Genomic DNA, 21187 nt, shown 5'->3' with positions numbered 1-21187 from the left:
TAGTGAGCTAAATGACCTCACTTTTCACGTGGCGCAACGCCGCAGCGGGCGTTTGGAGGCGGCCGCAGTAGGCGAGAGTTTTTTCACAGCCTCTGCGGCACCTTATCCAAGTGCGTCGATGCTACTGGCCGGCATCCGGTGGGCAAAGTGCCCTGTAACCTTTGCTGACGAAACTGCGGGCGCGGTTCGCACTTTGCGGCGAACGCTACAAGCGGAAATGCCCGGCCATGCCCTGCAGTTCGCGGCCCAGCTGGGCCAGGCGAATGCTCGAATCCGCCGTTTCGTCCATGGCCAGCGAGGACTGATCGGCGATATCGCGAATCGAGGTCACGCTGCGACTGATCTCTTCGGCCACCGCCGTCTGCTGTTCGGCCGCCGCGGCAATCTGCTGGTTCATCTCGAAGATCAGGGTCACCGCCTCGGCGATCCCGGCCAGGGCACCTTCGGTCTGGTTGGCATCCTCAACCACATGGGCGACCAGGGCACCGCTCTGCTGCATGTCGGCCACCGAGCGACGTGCGCCCTCACGCAACGTGGCGATCAGGCCTTCGATTTCCGCGGTGGACTGCTGGGTGCGCTTGGCCAAAGCGCGCACCTCATCGGCCACCACGGCAAAGCCGCGGCCCTGGTCGCCGGCACGGGCGGCCTCGATGGCGGCGTTGAGGGCCAGCAGGTTGGTCTGTTCGGCCACGCTCTTGATCACATCCAGCACCGAATCGATGCGCTGGGTGTCCTGACTGAGGCGCTCGATGCTCTGGGTGGTGGTGGCCATCGCCGCCGCCAGCTGGTCGATCCGTACCAGGGTCTGGCGCACCACCTCGGCGCCGCGACTGACCCGGTTGTCGGCGTCCTCGGTGGACGCGGCGGCGGCCTCGGCGTTACGCGCCACCTCATGCACGGTGGCGGTCATCTCGCTCATGGCGGTCGCCACCTGATCGGTTTCCACCCGCTGGCCATTGACGCCCAGGCGGGTCTGCTCGGTGATCGCCGACAACGACTGCGCCGAAGCGGAAATCTGGCTCACCCCACCCTGCAACTGGCCGACCATCTCGCGCAGGTTGTTCGACATGCCCTGCATGGCGGCCTGCAACTGCCCCACTTCGTCGCTGCGCTGCACTTCTATGCGCACACTGAGGTCGCCCTCGGCGATCTGCCGGGCCTGCTCGATCACCTGCTTGAGCGGACGCACGATCAGCAGGGTGATCGCCAGGGTCGCCAGCAGACCGATCATCAGGGCCAGCGCCGCGGCCAGCAGAATCAGCCAGCCACTGGCTTGCAGTTGCGCCTGCATGGCGCTCTTCTGGCGGGAGTAGGCCTGTTCCACCAACTCGACGATGCGTTCGGCCTGCGCCACCAACAGGGCATATTCCTGCTTCTGCTGGCGCAAGTGGCCGTTGTATTCCTTGAGCCGTTCATTGAACGAGTCGACGTTGCCGATGACTTCCGCCAGCACCGAGGCATAGCCCGGGCTATTCACGGCATCGCGCAGCTCGCCGGCCAGGGCCTGCGCATCGAGGGCCTGCTGGATTTCGCCCTGGGCGACTTCAGCCGTAGTGCGGCTCTGCTGCAGGCGCACGCGGGCCTGGTCGAGCGCCTGCAGCAGCAACTGATGCACCTTGCCGATCTGTCCGGCCTGCAGCACCGACTCGGCGCCTTGGGTACCCTGGCTGCTCGCAAGCAGATCGACGCCATCCTCGGCCAGGCCATCCTCGAGCAGTTCAAGGCTGTTGGCGGCGCTCACCACCAGCCAATTGGCCGCCTCCAGGGACAGGCTCATGTTATCGGTCAGCTCGACAAAACGATCGAAGGCCGCGCGGTACTGGTCGATGGCAGCGTCGACCTCACCCAACAGCTTTCCCTCGGCAGCCGGCAGTTCGGCCTGCAGGGCTGCGCTGCTCGCCAGCAACGTCTGTGCCTGCTCATGCAGGCGCGCGACATGCGTGGTGTCGCTAGTCAGGGCGAAATCCTGCTCGCTGCGGCGGATCTGCAGGACCTGGCTGTTGATCGCGCTCATGCGCTCGAGCAATGCCGAGCGCACACCGACCTCGCGCAGCGCCGAATAGCCAGTAGCGGCAACCACCGCGGTCAACGCCAGCACCACGCCAAAACCCAGGGCCAGTTTCTTCGCCGTACTCAAGCTGGCGACGTGCCGCTGCAGATCAGTCCACATATATCCCACTCCACCCCGGCCACTGACGAACCCGGCTCGCCAGCTGAACAGGCAAGATAGAAGCGCGAGGCTGCTGGCGACAAGCCAGCAGCCGGGGCAATTGTGCTTTTAGCTATGTGCAGGTCGTTTTCAGAGCGGATTGGCCTGCCAGCTTCAGGGGCGCTGCATCTCGAAAAGATCGCGGGTACGGGTGTAGGCCATGCCGCCCAGGCGGCCGATCAGATCGAGCTTGTGCGGATCGATCCGGCCCTGGTCGTTGAGTACTGCATCGTCGACATGGGCGAGCAGCACTTCGGCGAAGATCAGGTGACAGTTCGGCGCATCCGGCGGATACGCCAGCACTTGCGCCACACGGCACTCGAAGGCCACTGCCGCCCCGGCCACGCGCGGCACGCCAACCCGCTCACAGGCCAGGCTGGGGATGCCATAGCGCTCGAACTCGCTGACCCCATGGGGCAAATGGGCGGCGCTGGCATTCATCGCCTCGGCCTGGGCGAAAGACACCAACTGGATCACCAGCTCGCCGCTGGCCTGTACGTTGCGCAGGGTGTCCTTGGGGCTGCCGTCGTCACGCAGGTTGACGTTGACCATCAGCGTCGGCGGCGCATCGCTGATCACCTGGAAAAAGCTGAACGGCGCCAGGTTGCTGATGCCATCGCGGGAAACACTGGAGACCCAGGCAATCGGCCGCGGCGTTACCGTGGACGCCAACCAGCGGTAGGCATCCAAAGGCGTCAGGCTGGCGAAATCGAGTTGCATCAGCGCCCGGCTCGCGACTCGCGGATGTAGAAGCGCGCCCGTTCGGACTTGCTGGTGCAGCCCTCGTAGCTTTCGAATTGCTGCTGGGTTTTCGCCGCGGTCAGCAGCGACAGGGCCTTGGAATAACTCACGGTACCGGCAAAGCCTTCGGCCTTGGCCAGATCCAGCTCGGTCCAGGCCGCATTCAGTTGATTGGCGCAGCTATCGCGGTAGGCGGTTTTGCCGGCGCAACCGGCCAGCAGCAGGGCGATCATCGGTAGCAAGATCCAGGCTTTCATGTTGTGCACTCCTTGATACAGGGAAATAACCAGACAGTAATGATGCGATATGACGGCCGCAGGACGAAAAAGTGCCCGCACTCCTCAAGAATGGGCACGCTGGCGGAGAAACGCCACTACGTCCGCCTGCTCGCCTACGAACTCGATCCGGCCGGCCTTGTTCTCGCGCTGGAAGGCATACATGGGGTCGTAATACTCCACCAGCAGCGCCTCGATCCAACCACGGTGCAGATCCACCCCGCCCTGGCGCTGCTGCTCGAGCAGGGCTTGATCCATGATCGCTGCCAGACGTTGGTAACGTTCCCCGCCCAGACGCTTGAGGATGTTCGCCAGGCTCTGCTGCAGGCGCTCGGCGAAGGCCTTGAAGCCCTCCTGCGCACCGTACAGGGCAACGAATTCGTCACACAGGTCGATCACGTAATCCTTGAGAATGCGCTCGACCCGGCCCGCCAGGCTGTCTTCCAGCCAGACCAGGGGGAACTCCTGCATGCCCTGGTAGAGCTCCAGCGGCAAGGCACTCTTGCCGATGATGCGGCCCTCATCCTCGAGCACGAACTGCTGGATGCCCGCCGCACGTTTTTTCAGGATGTCGATGGCCAGGGCGTTCTCGAAATCGATCTGCGCCGGCTGGATCGTGGCGCGCTTGCCGAAGCTGGAGCCGCGGTGATTGGCATGCCCTTCCAGATCCAGGCTGTTGTCGAGTTGCGCGATGACCTCGGTCTTGCCGGTGCCGGTCATGCCGCCGACCAGGATGAAGTCGCACTGCGCCGTCGCCTGCTGGGTGGTTTCCAGGAGGAAGCTGCGCATCGCCTTGTAGCCGCCGATCACCCGCGGGTAGTCGATGCCCGCCTCGCTTTTCAGCCACTGCTGGACGATTTGCGAGCGCAGGCCGCCGCGAAAGCAATACAGGTAGCCCTGCGGATTGGCTCTGGCGAAGGCCGCCCAGGCCTCGATGCGCTCGGCCTTGAGCGCACCGCTGACCAGCTGCTGACCCAGTTCGATGGCCGCCTGCTGGCCGCGCTGCTTGTAGCAGGTGCCCACCCTCTGCCGCTCGCTGTCGTCCATCAGCGGCAGGTTGATCACCCCGGGGAAGGCGCCCTTGGCGAACTCCACCGGAGCGCGGGCATCCATCATCGGCACGTCGTCGAGAAACAGCTGGCGGTAGTCCTGGGTGTCGTCACGCATCACAGCACCTCGACCGCGTAAGTCTGTCGCTCGAGCAACTGGCCGATCGGTTGCAATGCCAGGCCCAGTTCGGCGGCGACCGCGAGAAACTCCGCTTCGCCCTCGGTGGTCACCGCGATCAGCAGACCGCCGCTGGTCTGCGGGTCGCACAGCAGGAGTCTGTGCAGCTCGGCCAGCGGCGCGATCTTCTCGCCGTAACTGTCGAAGTTGCGCTGGGTGCCGCCAGGCACACAGCCCTGCTCCAGGTAATACTCGGCACTGGCCAGGCGCGGCACCTTGGCGAACTCGATGCGCGCGGTCAAGCCGCTGCCGTCGGCCATCTCGACCAGGTGGCCAAGCAGGCCGAAGCCGGTGACGTCGGTCATCGCGGTCACCCCGGCGAGCTTGCCGAAGCGGCTGCCCGGCTTGTTCAGGGTGCACATCCAGTCGCGCGCCAGGCCGATGTCCTCGGCGCGCAGCTTGGCCTGCTTCTCCGCGGTGGTGAGGATGCCGATGCCCAGGGGCTTGCTCAGGTACAGCTGGCAGCCCGCCGTGGCAGTGTCGTTGCGCTTCATGTGGCGTTTTTCCACCAGGCCGGTAACGGCCAGGCCGAAGATCGGCTCGGGCGCATCGATAGAGTGCCCGCCGGCCAGCGGAATACCCGCCTGGTCACACACCGAGCGGGCACCGCGAATCACCTCACGGGCCACTTCAGGGGCCAGCAGATTGACCGGCCAGCCGAGAATGGCGATGGCCATCAGCGGGTCGGCACCCATGGCGTAGATGTCGCTGATCGCATTGGTCGCGGCGATCCGGCCGAAATCGAAGGGATCATCGACGATCGGCATGAAGAAGTCGGTGGTCGACACCACCCCGCGTTCTTCGTCGATGGCGTAGACCGCCGCATCGTCACGCGAGGCATTGCCGACCCACAGATTCGGGTCGAGATTCTGCGCGCCACTGCCGGCCAGGATCACTTCCAGCACCTTGGGGGAAATCTTGCAGCCGCAGCCAGCGCCGTGGCTGTACTGGGTCAAACGGATCGGCTCGCTCATGAAATCTCACTCATATCGTCGACAGGCGGCGGCATTCTAGCAAATGTCGCCTTGGCGCCAGTGATCGGCGCGCGTATGTTGATAAAACAATGCCTTACGGAGGTTGAAGATGACTCAGCGAGTAGCCTTGGTCCTGGGCTCCGGCGGTGCACGGGGCTATGCGCATATCGGCGTGATCGAAGAACTGGAAGCGCGCGGCTATGACATTGCCTGCATCGCCGGTTGCTCCATGGGCGCGGTGGTCGGCGGCATCTACGCCGCCGGCAAGCTCAAGGAATACCGCGACTGGACCCAGAGTCTGGATTACCTGGACGTGCTGCGCCTGCTCGATGTGAGCTTCCGCCTGGGCGCCATTCGCGGCGAGAAGGTGTTCGGCAAGATCCGCGAGATCGTCGGTGAGATCAATATCGAGGATCTGTCGATTCCCTTCACCGCGGTCGCCACCGACCTGACCAACCAGCAGGAAATCTGGTTCCAGGAAGGCTGCCTGCACCAGGCCATGCGCGCCTCGGCGGCGATTCCCAGCCTGTTCACCCCGGTGATCCAGGGCAAGCGCATGCTGGTCGACGGCGGCCTGATCAATCCGCTACCGATAGTGCCGGTGGTGTCCAGCCACTGCGACCTGATCATCGCGGTCAACCTCAACTCGACCAATCAGCAGCATTACCAGTTACCAGTGATCGACCGGCCGCCGGCACTGAAAAGCCGTTTCGACCTGCTGATGAACTCGCTCGGCTCGCGGCTGCCCTCGTTCCGCCGCAAACAGGGCGAGGACGACGAGCTGTTGCTGCAGGAGGTGGAACCTGCGCAGGCGCCGCTGAACCCCTGGCTGCAACAAGCTGCCCCGCCCAAATCCGAGAGCACCGATGGACACAGCGCAGGCGCCACCAAGTCCGCCAGTGGTTCGCGGGTCGCCGACCTGAGCGGGCCGGCCTCCCTGCTGGAGTTGATCAACCAGAGCTTCGAGGTCATGCAGACTTCACTGGCGCAGTACAAGATCGCCGGCTACCCGCCGGACATCCTGATCAACGTACCCAGGCGTGCCTGTCGCTTCTTCGAGTTCTACAAGGCCCCGGAACTGATCATGCTCGGCCGGCAGATCGCCCGCGACACCCTGGACAGATACGAAAAGGAGAATTAGTCCGGTGGCGACTTAGCCGATGGTTCCTCGGTTGCCGGCGCCTTGTCCGCCACCCAGTCGCTGAGCAGGCTGTAGGCCAGGGCGAGCAGGGTCGGACCGAGGAACAGGCCCATGAAGCCGAAGGCCAGGATGCCGCCGAACACGCCGAGCAGCACCACCACCAGCGGCAGGTTGCCGCCGCGGCTGATCAGGTAGGGCTTGAGGATGTTGTCTACGCCGCTGATGACGAACATGCCCCAGATCCCGAGGAAAATGGCAAAACCATAGTCGCCTTGGGTGAACAGCCAGAGAGTCGCGGGAATCCAGACCAGAGGCGGTCCCATGGGGATCAGGCTGAGTACGAAGGTGAGGATGCCGAGGATCAGCGCACCCGGTACGCCAGCGATATAGAAGCCGATCAGCGCCAACAGCGCCTGCGCCGCCGCCGTACCGATGACGCCGTTGACCACCCGCTGCACGGTGCCGGCAACCAGTTCCAGGTAGTGCTCGGCGCGCTCGCCGATCAGGCGTTCGAGCAGGCTGTGGGCGAACTCGGCCAGACGCGGCCCATCACGGTAGAAAAAGAACACCAGCACCAGGCTCAGGGCCAACTCCAGTACGCCGCCGCCAATTTGCGCACTACGCGCCAGCAACCAATTGCCGACCTGACCGAGATAGGGCTTGAGGCTGGCGAAGAACGCCGCGCCCTGTTGGTCAATGGTCTGCCAGAACCCCAGCAGGCTCTCGCCCACCAGCGGAATATCACCCAGCCAGTCCGGCGCTGGCGGCAGGCCGGTGACCCGGTAACCCTTGAATAGCGCCGTGGCATCGCCGATGTGTTCGGCCAGGTTGAACCCCAGCATCACCAGGGGCACCGCCACCAGGCCAATCCAGCCCAGGGTCAGCAGCCCGGCCGCAGCGGTTTGCCGGCCATTGAGCAAACGGGTCAGCCCGCGCATCAGCGGCCAGCTGGCAAAGGACAGCACTGCCGCCCAGAACAGCGCCGAACCGAATGGCGCGAGCACCCATAGGCTCGCGCCGAGTAGCCCGAGGAGCAAAATCTGCACCAGCAAGCGGTCGTTATTGAGCATTCTTGCAACTCCGCATCAGTGGCAACTCCGCAATAGTAAGAAACGACGCTGGGCCCGGCACCTCAGGTGCAGAGCCCATTCAGCAGGCCATTACAGGATGGCCGCGGCACGGGAAACGCGCGCCTTCGCGGCGGGCTTGGCGGGCTTGGCAGGCGCTCAGCGCAGCACGTTGATGCGCAGACCTTCAACGGCGGCATCGCCCAACTCCAGCCGCGCGGCCCTGACCCGCTGCTCGACCAGCGCCTGGCGCCAGGCTTCGGCCTGGGTGCCGGACAGGCTGACACGCAAGGTGCTGTCGAGGTTGAGGCTGCGCGCCAGCACTGTCACCCAGGCTTCGCTGGGCTCGGTCTGCTTCGGCAGACGCAGCTCGCCGCCGTCCCGCAACTGGCGCAACAAGGTGGCAGGCGTTGGCAGCACCTCGGCCAGTGGCGCATTGGCGGCCAGCAGCTCGACATGCAGATAGGCACGCTTATTACCCCGGGTGATGCTGTAGAGCGCCAGCAAACTGTCCTGGCGCGGCGCGGCCAAGCGCATCAGCACATAGGCCTGCTGGTCATCGGAGCCATACAGAATGCGATTGTCGAATACCGCATTGGCCCACAGGCTGCTCGAACCGCACTCTCGACCCTGACACCAGTAGAGCAGCTCGGCGTCCTGCGCCTGCAGCGCTTCGCGGGCCGCGGTGAATACGTCATCGGCGGCATGGGTGCGCGGCAACTCGTACGTCAGCGAGGTCAGCTGCCCCTGCACCGCCACTTCGCGCTCGTAGCGCAGACGGCCACTGATACGCCGAATCGCCCCTTGCGGGTAGATCCGCTCCCGCTCGGCGGCTTCGCTGAAACTGACGATCTGGCTACCGGGAAAACGCGGCAGCACCTCGAGATCGCGACTGCCGGCGACATCCGCGGCCGACACCGCAGCGCTTGCCACTACCCCTGCCAACAGACTGAACCAACGCATGTGAGCCCTCATTGGATCAGCATCGACTGGGCGGTTTTAACCGCCGTGTCGTCAAGCACTTCGCGGCGCGGCAAGACGATGCCGCGCTGCACCGCCGGGCGGCTCTCGAGTGCCTCGATCCAACGTTGCAAGTGCTCCAGGCCTTCGATCGAGACGCCCGACCAGTCATGAATGCGCACCCAGGGGTAGGTGGCGATATCGGCGATGCTGTAGGCGCCGCCCAGGTATTCGGCTTCGCCCAGGCGTCGGTCCAGTACCTCGTAGAGGCGCCGGGTTTCGTGCTGGTAACGGTCGATCGGGCCTTGCAGCTTCTCCGGAAAATAACGGAAGAACACATTGGCCTGGCCCTGCATCGGACCGATACCGCCCATTTGGAACATCAGCCACTGCAACACCAACGAACGGCCCTTGAGGTCCTGCGGCAGCAGTTGCCCGGTCAACTCGGCGAGGTAGATCAGAATGGCGCCGGACTCGAACACGGCGAAGTCGCCGTTATCACGGTCGACAATGGCCGGAATCCGGCCATTGGGGTTGATCTTGAGAAATTCAGGGGTCTTCTGCTCTTTGCGCTCGAAACTCAGCGCATGCAGACTGTAGGGCAACTGCAACTCCTCGAGCGCGATGGACACCTTGTGGCCATTGGGGGTCGCCGCGGTATACAGGTCGATCATGCGATTCTCCATTGCAATCGGCCACACCTTCCCCAGTTGCCTTGGGCAAGTCAAGACGAGCGTAGGAAAGGATTGAAACAGTCTGCTACCAGTTGCGCGCCCGCCTCGTCATCCAGATGCAGATGATGCCCGCCGGGCAGATGGGTCAGGTCGATCGGCAAACCGCTCAACAGCTCGGCCAAATGCGGCTGCGCCACGAGCATGCCTTGCTCGGCCAGCAGCAGGCTCACCGGGCATTGCAGGCGCCGGACGAAAGCCATGGCATGGGCCTGGGTCAGGCGCAACGGCGATGGCAGGGTCAGGCGACTGTCGGTGCGCCAGGTGTACCCCCCCGGTACCGGCATCAGCCCGCGCTGGGCCAGCAACTCGGCGGCGTCGCGGCTGACTGCGGCGGTTCCGCGCATGCGCGCCTGGACCGCACGCTCGAACTCGGCGTATACCGGCTTGCGCTTGCCGGCCAGGGCCATCTGCGCCTTGAGTGCCTCGGCCAGCTTCTGCGGCGCCGTGTCGGCCTCGCCGGTGTAGGGAATCAAGCCGTCGATCAGTGCCAGGCGTTCGACCCGTTCGGGCAGTGCACCGGCCAGCAACACCGAGACGATGGCGCCCATGGAATGACCGAGCAGGGAGAAGCGCTGCCAGCCGAACTGTTCGGCCACCTGCAGGACATCGTGCACGTAGTCCCAGATCGCATAGCTGGCGCCCGGGGGACGGTGATCGGAATGGCCATGACCGGCGAAATCCAGGGCGACGATGCGCAGCCCCGGCAACTTGGGCGCCAGCCGGGCGAAACTCGCGGCATTGTCCAGCCAACCGTGCAGGGCGATCACCGGCTGGCCATCCGCCGGGCCATACAGATGGGCCGCCAGCTCGATATGCGGCAGGCTCAGGCGTACTTCCTCGAACGGCAGGTTCATGCGGATACCTCGGCAGGGGCTTGACCAGACCAGCGTCTGAACAGCGAGCGCAACAGCTCGGCCGTGTCCTGCGGCCGCTCCAGGGGGAACATGTGGCCGCCCGGCAGGGTCAGGTATTCGCCCTTGGCCATCCGTCGAATCAAGCGTGCGTGATGTGGCAGCACCACCCGGCTGTGACGCCCGCGAATCATGGCCAGCGGCACTTGCAGCTGCTGCGGACGACCCGGTGTGGTGTGCGGCACGCTGCGATAGATGCTGATCTCGGTGGCCGGATCGAAACGCAGACGCAGGTTCTGTCCATTGTCGTGCAGGCCATGCTGCAGATAGGCATCCAGACATTCCGGATCGAACCGGCGAAACAGGCTCTTGGCGCCGAAGTAGCTGCGCGCCTCGATCAGGTCGGCGAACTCTTCGCGCCGCCCCAGGGTGCGCCCGGCCGGGGTGATGCGGTCGATAAAGCCGAAGCGCTTGGCCGCACGGATGACGATGCGGTCGGCCAGGGTCAGCACCGGCGAATCGAGCATCACCACTCCACGGTACAGCTCGGGCCTGAGCAAGGCCGCGTGGTAATGCAGCACCCCGCCAAGCGAGTGGCCGACGCCCCATACCGGCTCGCCGCGCTGCTCGAGATGGTGCAGCAGTTCGTCGACCAGGTTGCTCCAGTTGTCATTCACCGGAAAGCGCGGGTCGTGGCCGTGTTGCGGCAGATGCAGCACCTGGTAATCCGGGGCCAGGGCGGCGAACAGCTTGCCGTAGGTGGCCGAGGGAAACCCATTGGCATGGGCGAAGAACACGGGCTGAGTCATGGCGGCGGGCTTAGGCGAAATGGTCCGGGGATTGTCCGGCAGCCACGCCGACACGGCAATGACGAAACGGCCAATGAATGACGGCACTATGGCCAAACCCAAGGGGAGGCACGCCAGCATGCCCACGCGGGCCTGCTGGCGGAGGACTCAACGCTGCGCCGGGCCGTTCTCGCCCAACGGCACTATGGCCATGGTCAGCCGCGAGATGCAGCTGATTTTGCCATCCTCGCCGCTCAGGCGAATGTCCCAGACATGGGTGGTGCGCCCCAGGTGCACGGCGCGCGCCACCGCGCAGACCCGCCCGCTGCGCAGGCCACGCAGGTGGTTGGCATTGACTTCCAGACCGACGCAGTAGAACCGGCTGCTGTCGAGACACAGGTGGCTCGCCATGGAACCGAGGGTTTCCGCCAGCACCACCGAGGCACCGCCGTGCAGCAGGCCGTAGGGCTGATGGGTTCGCGCATCGACCACCATGCTGGCACTGAGGGAGTCGTCGTCGAAGGATTCGAAGCGAATGTCCAACTGCTCGCCGATGGTGTTGTGCAAGGTCGCGTTGAGCTGTTCGATATCCGGAGTTTGCCGCCACAGGCCCATGGGAAATCCTTTTTTTGCGGTTTATGCAAAGCGCTTCGGTCCGGGGGCTTCCCGGGCCGAACCCGTCACTCGTGCCACAGCACCGTTTCGCGGCGCTCGACCCAGTCGGCGAAGTGCGGCCCGTAAGTGCCTTCGACCACCGTGCGCTTGATCTTCAGGGTCGGCGTGAGGAAGCCGTTGTCCACCGCCCAGACGTCCTTGACCAGCACCAGGCCCTGCAGGCGCTCGTGCTTGTCGAGCGCCAGATTGACCTGTTCGAGCAGGCTCTTGAGACTGTTTTCCAGGTCGTCACGGTTGCCATTGGCGATCTCCTGGCGGCCGGCTTCGGAGAGCACGCAGAGCGCCATCGGCTGGGCCATGCCATCGCCGACCACGCACACCTGCTCGATGCGTGCGTGCACGGCCAGGCGGTTTTCGATCGGCGCCGGGGCGACATATTTGCCCTTGCTGGTCTTGAAGATTTCCTTGATCCGCCCGGTCAGGCGCAGGTTGCCTTCGGCATCCTGTTCGCCCTTGTCGCCGGTGCGCAGGAAGCCGTCGGCGGTAATGGTTTCCGCGGTTTTCTGTGGATCCTTGTAATAACCCTGCATGGTCGCGCCACTGCGCACCTGCACCTCGCCATCCTCGGCGATGCGCACCTCGACACCGGGGCTGTTCTGGCCGATCCAGCCCTGCTTGAACTTGCCCGGCCGGCCGACATGGGAATAGCCGCAGTTCTCGGTCATGCCATAGACCTCGAGTACTTCCAGCCCCAGGCGCTTGTACCAGTTGAGCAAGGTCTCAGGCACGGGCGCGGCGCCAGACAGGGCATAACGCACCGCGTCCAGGCCAAGACCGGCGAGCACCCTGTTGCCGACCAGGCGCCCAATCAGCGGCAGCTTGAGCAGGAAGTCGAGCCTGGCAGCCGACATCTTGCTGTACACCCCCATCTGGAACTTGGTCCAGATCCGCGGCACGCCGAAGATCACCGTTGGCCGGGCGCGCTTGAGATCGTCGAGGAAGGTCTCCAGGCTCTCGGCGAAGAAGACCGTCTGCCCCGAATAGATCGATGCCAACTCGACGAACATGCGCTCGGCCACATGACACAGCGGCAGGTAGGACAGGACCCGATCGTCTTCACCGACGCCGAACAACTCGGTGGCATGGCTGGCGGCAAAGCCCAGGTTGCTGAAGTTGTGCATCACCCCTTTCGGCATGCCGGTGGTGCCGGAGGTATAAATGATGGTGGCCAGTTGATTGGCCGCCGGCGTGGGGTCGTCCTGAATCGGCGCGCAGGCTTGCAGCTCGTCCCACAGGTAGCTGAACGGCCCCGGCGGGCGCAGTGGCAAGCCGATGGTCGGCAGCTCGGCAGGCACCCCCGCCGCCATGCCCGGCCAGTCGTCCAGCTTGCCGATGAACGCCAGCGCCGCCTCGGAATGCTGCAGAACCTGGCGCACCGAGTCGGCGGTCAGGTTCGGGTACAGCGGCACCGAGACATGCCCGGCCATCCAGATCGCCAGGTCGGCGATGATCCAGTGCGCGCAGTTCTTGGAAATGATCGCGATACGGCTGCCTTGCGGCAGTTCCCGGCTGCGCAGCCAGTTGGCGCTGCGACGGGCCTGCTCGCCGACATCGGCCCAGCTCAATTCCTGCAGCTGACCACCCGGCAACGGCTGAACCATATAACGCTTGTTCGGGTGTCGGGCTTCACGCTGGTAAAACATCTGCAAGGGCAAACGAATAGCATCGGCCACAGGGCGTCCTCCTTTGTTGTTTTTGTGGAGCCAACCAAGCAATTGCTTGGTCGGACTATATCCACGCACAAAGGCGAGCCGCAAGTGAAGAAATGTTTCGCTGTGTAGCCCGCTTTCAGCCGTGCTGCGGATGCACCAGGGCAAGCAAATCCATCAGCCCGGCGGCCAGCACATCGCCTTCCAGTTCGGCCAGGCTGGCGGTGTGCATCGGCACCGCCTGCTGGCGGTGACCATGGATCAACAAGCCGGCCAGGGCGCCGACCAGCGGCTGGTGGGTCACCAGCAGCAACTCGCCATCGCCGTAGCGATCGAGCTGGCGGAGGACTTCGCGCGGGTCGCTGTCCGGGGTCAACCAGGGCACGCTATGGACACCGCCGGTGAAACCCAGGGCTTCGCGGACCAGCGCGGCAGTTTGTTGCGCACGCACATAGGGACTGGCCAGAATCGCGCCGAGCGCACGCCCCTCCAGCTGCACCGCCACCTGGCGCACCTCCTCGCAACCACGCGCCGTCAAGCGGCGCTCGGCATCGCTGCGCGCCTGTACTTCAGCCTCGCCATGGCGCAGTAACCACAGCCTCATTGGCTGGTACTCACAGCTTCGGCTCTTCGTCACGCACCGGGTGCGGCGCGGGCGGCACGCTATGCGGCGCCTGACCTTGCGGGGCTTGCGGCGTCGGCCAGTCGGCGAATGGCCAGGGCTTTTCTTCGGTGTTGAAGGTGCCGAAGCGGCCAATCTGTGCCAGGTACTGGCTCAGGCTGTCACCAAATCCGAGCAGGCTGGCACTTGGCGCAGCATAAAACAGCCGGTAGCCCAACTGCAGCAAGACCACGCCACCGAGCACCAGCTCGGCCAGCTGCCAGACGATGACGAACACCACCATCCAGAGAATCCGCAGCAGAATGGACTCGCGTTCCAGCTCTTTAGGCGCTTCGCTCATGAAAATCTCCTTGTGAAGTAGCGGGTCAGAAACCCGTGGTGGGAATGAAATCGACGTCGGTCTTGGGCTCGGCCAGCATCAGCGCTTCGATCACCTGGTTCAGCGTGCGGCCCTCGAACAGAATGGCATGCAAACCCGCAACCAGCGGCATATAGATCTGCAATTCCTCGGCCTTGGCCTTGAGTACCTTGATGGTGTTGACCCCTTCCGCCACCTCACCCAGACGCTCCACCGCGTCCTCGAGGCTCAAACCCTCGCCCAGGGCGAAGCCGACCTGATAGTTACGACTTTTTGCTGACGAACAGGTGACGATCAGATCGCCGACCCCGGCCAAGCCGAGGAAGGTCATCGGGTTGGCCCCCAGTTGCACGGCAAAGCGGGTCATCTCCGCCAATGCCCGGGTGATCAGCATGCTCCGGGTGTTCTCGCCCATGCCCATGGCCGAGGCCATCCCGGCGATGATCGCGTAGACATTCTTCAGCGCGCCGCCCAACTCCACACCGAAGCGGTCGCCGCTGGCATAGACGCGGAAGGTGCGGCCATGCAGCACCGCCTGAACCCGCAGGCACAGCTCTTCATCCTCGCTGGCGATCACCGAGGCAGTCAGCGCGTGTTCGGCGACTTCCCTGGCCAGGTTCGGCCCGGACAGTACGCCGATACGTGCCTGCGGGGCGATCTCTTCGAGCACCTGACTCATCAGCTTGAAACCATGCGCCTCGATACCCTTGGTGGTGCTGACCAGCAACTTGCCGGCGAGCTGCTCGGCCACCGGCTGCAGCGCCTGGCGCAGGGCGCTGGAAGGCAAGGCGACAAATACCAGCTGGCAGGCACTCAGGGTCGCGGGCAGATCGGTGAGCGGCTCGACACCGGGGTGAATCTTCACCCCTTTGAGATAACGCGGATTCTCGCGAGTCGCGAGAATCGCCTCGACCTGATCCGGGTCGCGCATCCAATGCAATACATGCTGACCGTTCTCCGCCAGCAGGTTTGCAATTGCGGTGCCGAAGCTACCGCCGCCAAGCACGGCTATGGGTTGCTGTTCAGTCATAAAGGTATCCGTTTTGGGCCATGCGCAATGGCAATCTGGATTGCATTATACGGGCCAAGGGGACAGCGACCAGCTTTTAGCTGGATCCCAAGCCTGGCGCGGTCTGGCAGAAATGCTCTCAAGCGTGCGCGCGCCGACTGAAAAAGCCACGCGGCTCGGTTAACATGCCGCACTTTCAACGCGAACAAGGCCGTTGCGTGGCGATCAATCCCCGAGCCTCACTCCCCCTGTCGTTACTGGCACTGTTGGCCACTGGCGAAGTGCTGGGCGATGACCTGTTCGACAACGCTCAAGCCATGCCGGAAGTACTGACCGCTACGCGCTTGAAGCAGTCGCCGGCGGCAGTTCCCGGCAGCGTCACGGTACTCGACAGCGCCTTGATCAAGGCCAGCGGCGCCCGTGATATCCCGGAACTGCTGCGCCTGGTGCCTGGCATGATGGTCGGCTACCGCCATGGCAACCAGGCCACCGCCAACTACCACGGCAGCAACGTCACCGAGGCCCGGCGCCTGCAGGTGCTGATCGATGGCCGTTCGGTCTATCGCCCCGGCCTGGCCAGCGTGGACTGGACGGATATTCCCGTGGCGATCGAAGACATCGAGCGGATCGAAGTGTTTCGTGGGCCGAACACCGTCAGTTACGGGGCCAACGCCTTGATGGGGGTAATCAATATCCTCACCCGCCATCCCCTCGACAGCCGCGGCACCCGCCTGAAAACCACCCAGGGTCAGCGCGGCATCCATGACTGGTACGCCAGCCACGGCAATGCCTGGCAGGACAGCGCACTGCGCCTGTCACTGTCGGGCCTGCAGGACAGCGGCTTCGATCACGACCAGTTCGGCCGCGATTACCGCGACAGCCGCCGGCTCAACCGTTTCAACCTGGCCGCCAGCCAGCAACTCGACAGCCGTCACAGCCTCGACTGGCAACTGGCGGCCAAGGAAGGCAGCAACCAGCGCCCCTATGGCTACACCCCGGTGTTCGGCGATATCGCGCCGGGCGACAAGGGCTCGGACGTCACGGCCCGCGACTATGCCGGCTCGCTGCGCTGGACCCTCGACTTCAACCCCGAGCACAGCCTCTATCTGCAAAGTTCGGCCCAGCACTGGGAACGCAAACAGGTCTGGCGCGCCTGCGAGGCGGAAGTCGCCTTCAGCCCGGCCCTCGGCGAGTTGTGGGATCTCAACCCGTTCTATGTGGTCAAGTTCGGCGAGAACCCGCTCGGCGCGGTGCCGCCCGGTACGGCCCAGGAACAGGCACTGGCCACTGCCGTGCGCGCGCAATTGCTCGGCGGTGCCGCGGCCCCGGTCTGCGGCGACGTCAACCAGAGCATGCGCGAGACCCGCTACGATTTCGAACTGCAAGACACCCTGAGCCTGTCCGACGACCTGCGCCTGCTCAGCGGCCTGGGCTATCGCTACGATCATGCGGACTCCGAGACCTATTTCAACGGCGCACTGAGCAACCACATCTGGCGCCTGTTCGGCCATCTGGAGTGGCAACTCGGCGCCCACTGGCTGGTGCAGGGCGGCGCCATGCTGGAAGACGACCGGCTTTCCGGCAGCTCGCTGACCCCGCGCATCGCCGTCAACTACCTGATCACTCCGCGCCACGGCCTGCGCGCGGTGTACTCCGAAGCCGTGCGTTCGCCGGACATGTACGAGAACAACGTCGACTGGCGCTACCGTGTGCGCAATCTGCAGCCACAGGCCTTCGGCCAGAGCAGCGCGACCTACTTCGCCCGTTCCCGCGGCCCCGGCGACCTCGACCAGGAAATCATGCGTTCGCGTGAACTGGGCTACAACGGCTCGTTCGCCGATGCGGACATCACCCTGGATATCAAGCTGTTCTACGACGAAATCCACAGCATGATCAGCGAGCCGCTGCGCAACGACAGGTTTTTCCCGAGCAACGCCAACAGCATGCGCTTCAGCGGCGCCGAGACCCAGATCGACTGGCAACTCAGCCGTGCCGACCGTCTGCGCCTGAGCTACGCCTACGTCGACTTCAGTGCCAGCAGCCGCCTCGATCGGCGCCTCACCGCGCGCCACAGCGGGTCCGCCGGCTGGCTGCGCGACTGGGGTCAGGGCTGGTCGAGCGCGCTGTTCTATTACGGCGCCGACCAACTCAATCAATACCGTTTCGAACGATTGGATCTGCGTGTGGCCAAACGCATTGCCATTGGCAGCGCGGCCCTGGAACTGGCCGGGGTCATGCAACAGCGCCTCGACGATGAGCCGCTGACCTGGCAAGAAAACAACCACGACCAACGACACCTGCTGTATTTCAGCGCGGAGCTAGAATTCTAGGATGGATTACCCCCCCTCACGGATGAGCCCTATGCGATTTTCATGGATGCCTCACTGGCTTCTGTGCTGTTGCCTGCTGTGCAGCTCCCCGTTGCCCGCTGCCGAGATCCTCCTCAGCGGCGCCGAAGACAACCCGGCCATACGGTCATTCAGCGCCGCGCTGGCCGAGTTGCGGCCGCAGGATCGGGTGCGCTTCCAGCCGCTGGCGCAACTGCCGAGCCCCGAGCGCATCCCTGCCGATACCCGCCTGATCCTCCTCGATCTGCACGCCCTCGACTGGCGCCTGAACACCTCCGCAGGCCCACCGACCCTGATGCTGCGGATCAGCCAGGTGCACGCCCGGGAGCGCCTCGGCAATCGCCGCCCGGCCCAGCTCAGCCTGCTCTGGAGCGATCCGGCGCCGGCCCGCCAGTTGCGCCTGATACGCCTGCTAATGCCCCAGGCGCAACGGATCGGCGTGCTCTACGACGAGCACAGCCAGTTCCTGCTCGATGAACTGCGCCACGCCGCCACGCCCCTGGGCCTGGAGATCGTCGGCCAAGCCTGGCCGGACAACCGTGACAATCGCCCCCTGCTGACGCTGCTGCAACGCAGTGACCTGTTGCTCGGGCTCAACGATGACGATCTGTTCAATCAACGCACCGCGAAAAACCTGCTGCTGACCAGCTACGCCCAACAACGTGCCATGATCGGCCCCAGCGCCAGCTTCGTGCGCGCCGGCAGCCTGGCGAGCGTCTACAGCGACCAGCAAGACTGGCTGCACAGCCTCGACCAACTGCTCGACCAGCCACCGCAGAGCTGGCCGCGCAGCGCTTACCCCGCCTATTTCAAAGTACTCGGCAACCGTCAGGTGGCACGCGCACTGGCCATAGAATTGGCCGATGACGCCCGCCTGGCGCAGCAAGTGGCTGAAGGAGAAAACCTATGAAGCTGGGCCGTGACTGGGACATCCATACCCGCACGCAGCTGATCAGTGTCGGTCCGGCGCTGTTGATGACCCTGCTGCTGACTGGTTTCTTCACCTTCGTGCGCCTACAGGATCTGCGCCAAGAGCTTGACCACACCGGCCAGTTGATTGCCAGCCAGCTGGCCCCGGCGACCGAATACGGGGTTATCTCCGGCAACCTGGAGGTGCTCGACGCCCTGTTGCAGGCCACCCTGAAAACCCCGCACGTGCGCTTTCTCGAAGTGCGTGACCACGCCGACAACATCCTGGTGTATGTCGAACAGCCCAACAGCGACGGCCACGGCAACGCGCAGGTGGAAATCTTCCATGCGCCCATTCGCCTGCAGCGGATCGCCCTGGACAGTGACTTTCTGCAAACACCCACCGCCGATCTCGGGCAAGCTGCCGAGCACGACCTGGGTCGTGTCGTGGTCGGCATGTCGAATGACGCCTTCAGCACCCGCCAACAGGAAATCCTCCTCAAAGCCGCGGTCCTGGCGCTGCTCGCCCTGATCCTGACCTTTATCCTCGCCCGCCGCCTGGCCAGCCGCCTGTCGCAACCCCTGAGCGCCATGGGCGACGCGGTCACGGCAATCCAGGCCGGTGACTACCGCACCGCCCTGCCCGAACCCGAGGATGGCGAGCTGGGCGCCCTGGCCCGGCACATCAATAACCTGGCCAATGGCCTGAAGCGCGCCAGCCTCGAGCAGGAGCAAGCCATGGCGCTGCTGATCAAGGCACGCGAAGAGTCGGAGCAGGCCAACAGCGCCAAATCCGACTTCCTGGCCATGATGAGCCACGAACTGCGCACCCCGATGAATGGCGTCCTGGGCATGCTGCAACTGCTGGAAACCACCGAGATGACCCAGGAACAGACCGAATATGCGGCGCTGGCGGTCGAGTCCACCGAACACCTGCTGAAAGTCATCAACGACATTCTCGACTTCTCGCGTATCGAGCGCGGCGCACTGGAACTGGAATGCATCCCCTTCAACCTGCTGGAACTGGTGCAGGCCTGCGTGCAGGTGTTCCAGCACAGTGCCCAGCAACGCGGCCTGGCGCTGCAACTGGACAGCCAGGGCGGCCTGGAGTCACTTGAAGTTCAAGGCGACCCGACGCGCATCCGGCAGATCCTGGTCAACCTGATCGGCAATGCGCTGAAGTTCACCGAAGCCGGCAGCATCCGCGTGCAAACCCGCTGGCAAGCGCTGGATGATCAGGTGCTCTGGCTCACCTGTGCGGTGCACGACAGTGGCATAGGCATCTCGGCCGAACGCCTGGAACACATGTTCGACGCCTTCCAGCAGGCCGACACCTCGATCTCCCGGCGCTACGGCGGTACCGGCCTGGGCCTGCCAATCGCCCGCACCCTGGCCGAACGCATGGGCGGCACCCTGCGCGGCGAAAGCCAGGAGCAATGCGGCTCGGTATTCACCCTGGAAATACCCCTGCCCTTCTCCCGCCAGCTCCGCCAGATCGCCGCGAATGCCCCGGCACAAGAGCAGCAGGGACAAGATCAGGAGGTGCTTCTGGTCGAGGACAACCCGGTCAACCAGACCGTGATCGAGGCCATGTTGCGCAGCCTCGGCTACCAGGTCTGCCTGGTCGGCGATGGGGCCCAGGCGGTGCAGAGCGTCGAGCGCCAGCACTTTGCCGCCATCCTGATGGATTGCCGTCTGCCGATCATGGATGGCTATGAAGCCACCCGCCAGATTCGCCGCCTCGCTAGCCAGGCCGATATACCGATCATCGCCCTCACCGCCAATGCCTTGCAGGGCGATCGCGAGACCTGCCTGGATGCAGGCATGAATGATTACCTGGCCAAACCCTTCAAGCGCGCCGATCTGCAACGGATATTGCTACGCTGGTTGCCACCCCGACCTTCGACCAGTGTTCAAGACAACTAAAGTGTTGCAGGCTTGACCTGCACAGGCTTACCAAGGTGCCCCTCTGTGGCAAGATGTCGGGGACGGAGCAGCGCTGTACTCAGCGCGCTGTGACTTTCACCACAACGCAACAGTCTATGACTAGGCTACCGGTAGACGCACAATAGCGGCGTGACCGGCCAGGACGATTCACCCAGCCTTGGCGCATGGGAAATATTGAGGAGCTCGCATGACCAAACAAAACGCCTTCACCCGGGAAGACCTGTTGCGCTGCAGCCGCGGCGAACTGTTCGGCCCAGGTAATGCGCAATTGCCCGCCCCGAACATGCTGATGATCGACCGCATCACCCACATCAGCGACACCGGCGGCAAGTATGGCAAGGGCGAGATCGTTGCAGAACTCGATATCAACCCGGACCTGTGGTTCTTCGGTTGTCATTTCGAAGGCGACCCGGTGATGCCAGGCTGCCTTGGCCTCGACGCCATGTGGCAGTTGGTCGGTTTCTTCCTCGGCTGGCAAGGCAACCCGGGCCGCGGCCGTGCGCTGGGCTCGGGCGAAGTAAAGTTCTTCGGTCAGATACTACCGACGGCCAAGACAGTGACCTATAACATACAGATCAAACGCACCATTACCCGCTCGCTGATCCTGGCCATCGCCGATGGCACTGTCAGCGTCGATGGCCGCGAGATCTACAGTGCCGAAGGCTTGCGCGTCGGCCTGTTCACTTCTACCGACAGTTTCTAA

Annotated in this window: 19 protein-coding genes and 2 pseudogenes; 5 read left to right on the top strand and 16 right to left on the bottom strand. The window is 64.2% G+C overall.

The annotated features are described in order from the left end of the window. Nucleotides 1–205 precede the first annotated feature (205 nt). The 6 genes and pseudogenes from G9C89_RS25485 to selD all read right to left on the bottom strand — a co-directional run. Nucleotides 206–712 (bottom strand): annotated as a pseudogene (locus G9C89_RS25485) (methyl-accepting chemotaxis protein); the annotation flags it as partial. Between the two features lie 348 nt (nt 713–1060). Further along, nucleotides 1061–1231 (bottom strand): annotated as a pseudogene (locus G9C89_RS25480) (HAMP domain-containing protein); the annotation flags it as partial. A 1092-nt stretch (nt 1232–2323) separates the two neighbouring features. Beyond that, nucleotides 2324–2929 carry a flavin reductase family protein gene (locus G9C89_RS06385; RefSeq protein WP_172146313.1) on the bottom strand — a complete coding sequence of 202 codons (606 nt, stop codon included), beginning with the start codon at nt 2927–2929 and terminating at the stop codon, nt 2324–2326. Further along, entirely contained in the window at nt 2929–3207 is a 279-nt protein-coding gene (locus tag G9C89_RS06380; protein WP_172146310.1) for a hypothetical protein, read from the bottom strand. Before G9C89_RS06380 ends, G9C89_RS06385 begins: the two co-directional genes overlap by 1 nt. Nucleotides 3208–3291: 84 nt before the next feature. Continuing rightward, nucleotides 3292–4392 carry a tRNA 2-selenouridine(34) synthase MnmH gene (gene mnmH, locus G9C89_RS06375; RefSeq protein ID WP_172146307.1) on the bottom strand — a complete coding sequence of 367 codons (1101 nt, stop codon included), beginning with the start codon at nt 4390–4392 and terminating at the stop codon, nt 3292–3294. Beyond that, nucleotides 4392–5426, bottom strand: coding sequence for a selenide, water dikinase SelD (selD, locus tag G9C89_RS06370; RefSeq protein ID WP_172146304.1), 1035 nt, complete (start codon nt 5424–5426; stop codon nt 4392–4394). The genes mnmH and selD overlap by 1 nt, the downstream gene beginning before the upstream one ends. Nucleotides 5427–5535: 109 nt before the next feature. Here selD and G9C89_RS06365 point away from each other — a divergent pair, with 109 nt between their 5' ends. Beyond that, complete coding sequence (locus G9C89_RS06365; RefSeq protein WP_172146301.1) at nt 5536–6567, top strand: patatin-like phospholipase family protein; 1032 nt, start codon at nt 5536–5538, stop codon at nt 6565–6567. Here G9C89_RS06365 and G9C89_RS06360 read toward each other — a convergent pair. The 10 genes from G9C89_RS06360 to G9C89_RS06315 form a co-directional block, all read right to left on the bottom strand. Beyond that, nucleotides 6564–7637 carry an AI-2E family transporter gene (locus G9C89_RS06360; RefSeq protein WP_172146298.1) on the bottom strand — a complete coding sequence of 358 codons (1074 nt, stop codon included), beginning with the start codon at nt 7635–7637 and terminating at the stop codon, nt 6564–6566. The two genes, G9C89_RS06365 and G9C89_RS06360, sit on opposite strands and share 4 nt — an antisense overlap. A 156-nt stretch (nt 7638–7793) precedes the next feature. After that, complete coding sequence (locus G9C89_RS06355; protein ID WP_172146295.1) at nt 7794–8597, bottom strand: DUF4892 domain-containing protein; 804 nt, start codon at nt 8595–8597, stop codon at nt 7794–7796. 8 nt (nt 8598–8605) lie between these two features. Further along, nucleotides 8606–9268, bottom strand: coding sequence for a glutathione S-transferase family protein (locus G9C89_RS06350; protein ID WP_172146292.1), 663 nt, complete (start codon nt 9266–9268; stop codon nt 8606–8608). A gap of 50 nt (nt 9269–9318) precedes the next feature. Next, a complete protein-coding gene (locus G9C89_RS06345; protein ID WP_172146290.1) occupies nt 9319–10182 on the bottom strand; it encodes an alpha/beta fold hydrolase in 864 nt (287 codons plus the stop codon). After that, nucleotides 10179–10988: an alpha/beta fold hydrolase gene (locus G9C89_RS06340; protein WP_172146287.1), complete on the bottom strand. Its 810-nt coding sequence runs from the start codon at nt 10986–10988 to the stop codon at nt 10179–10181. Before G9C89_RS06340 ends, G9C89_RS06345 begins: the two co-directional genes overlap by 4 nt. Nucleotides 10989–11135: 147 nt before the next feature. Continuing rightward, on the bottom strand, nt 11136–11582 hold the full coding sequence (locus G9C89_RS06335; protein ID WP_172146284.1) for a hotdog fold thioesterase: 447 nt from the start codon (nt 11580–11582) through the stop codon (nt 11136–11138). A gap of 65 nt (nt 11583–11647) precedes the next feature. Further along, a complete protein-coding gene (locus G9C89_RS06330; protein WP_172146281.1) occupies nt 11648–13315 on the bottom strand; it encodes an AMP-binding protein in 1668 nt (555 codons plus the stop codon). A 115-nt stretch (nt 13316–13430) separates the two neighbouring features. Further along, the gene (gene sixA, locus G9C89_RS06325) at nt 13431–13895 is read right to left on the bottom strand and encodes a phosphohistidine phosphatase SixA (protein WP_172146278.1); all 465 of its coding nucleotides are present in this window, start codon (nt 13893–13895) and stop codon (nt 13431–13433) included. A gap of 10 nt (nt 13896–13905) precedes the next feature. After that, nucleotides 13906–14253 (bottom strand): DUF4389 domain-containing protein, encoded by a 348-nt coding sequence (locus G9C89_RS06320; protein ID WP_172146275.1) that lies wholly within the window; start codon nt 14251–14253, stop codon nt 13906–13908. Between the two features lie 25 nt (nt 14254–14278). Then, nucleotides 14279–15301 carry an NAD(P)H-dependent glycerol-3-phosphate dehydrogenase gene (locus G9C89_RS06315; protein WP_172146272.1) on the bottom strand — a complete coding sequence of 341 codons (1023 nt, stop codon included), beginning with the start codon at nt 15299–15301 and terminating at the stop codon, nt 14279–14281. Between the two features lie 164 nt (nt 15302–15465). Between G9C89_RS06315 and G9C89_RS06310 the strand changes: the two genes are divergently transcribed. The 4 genes from G9C89_RS06310 (at nt 15466) to fabA (ending at nt 21187) form a co-directional block, all read left to right on the top strand. Then, on the top strand, nt 15466–17610 hold the full coding sequence (locus tag G9C89_RS06310; protein WP_172146269.1) for a TonB-dependent receptor plug domain-containing protein: 2145 nt from the start codon (nt 15466–15468) through the stop codon (nt 17608–17610). Between the two features lies 1 nt (nt 17611). Next, nucleotides 17612–18538 carry an ABC transporter substrate-binding protein gene (locus G9C89_RS06305; protein ID WP_390623774.1) on the top strand — a complete coding sequence of 309 codons (927 nt, stop codon included), beginning with the start codon at nt 17612–17614 and terminating at the stop codon, nt 18536–18538. Further along, a complete protein-coding gene (locus G9C89_RS06300) occupies nt 18535–20463 on the top strand; it encodes a response regulator (RefSeq protein ID WP_172146263.1) in 1929 nt (642 codons plus the stop codon). The genes G9C89_RS06305 and G9C89_RS06300 overlap by 4 nt, the downstream gene beginning before the upstream one ends. A gap of 208 nt (nt 20464–20671) precedes the next feature. Continuing rightward, nucleotides 20672–21187, top strand: coding sequence for a 3-hydroxyacyl-[acyl-carrier-protein] dehydratase FabA (fabA, locus tag G9C89_RS06295; RefSeq protein WP_172146260.1), 516 nt, complete (start codon nt 20672–20674; stop codon nt 21185–21187).

The sequence above is a fragment of the Pseudomonas tumuqii genome, assembly GCF_013184545.1.
In the GTDB taxonomy this organism is placed as follows: domain Bacteria; phylum Pseudomonadota; class Gammaproteobacteria; order Pseudomonadales; family Pseudomonadaceae; genus Aquipseudomonas; species Aquipseudomonas tumuqii.
This window is presented reverse-complemented; position numbering and strand designations above follow the sequence as displayed.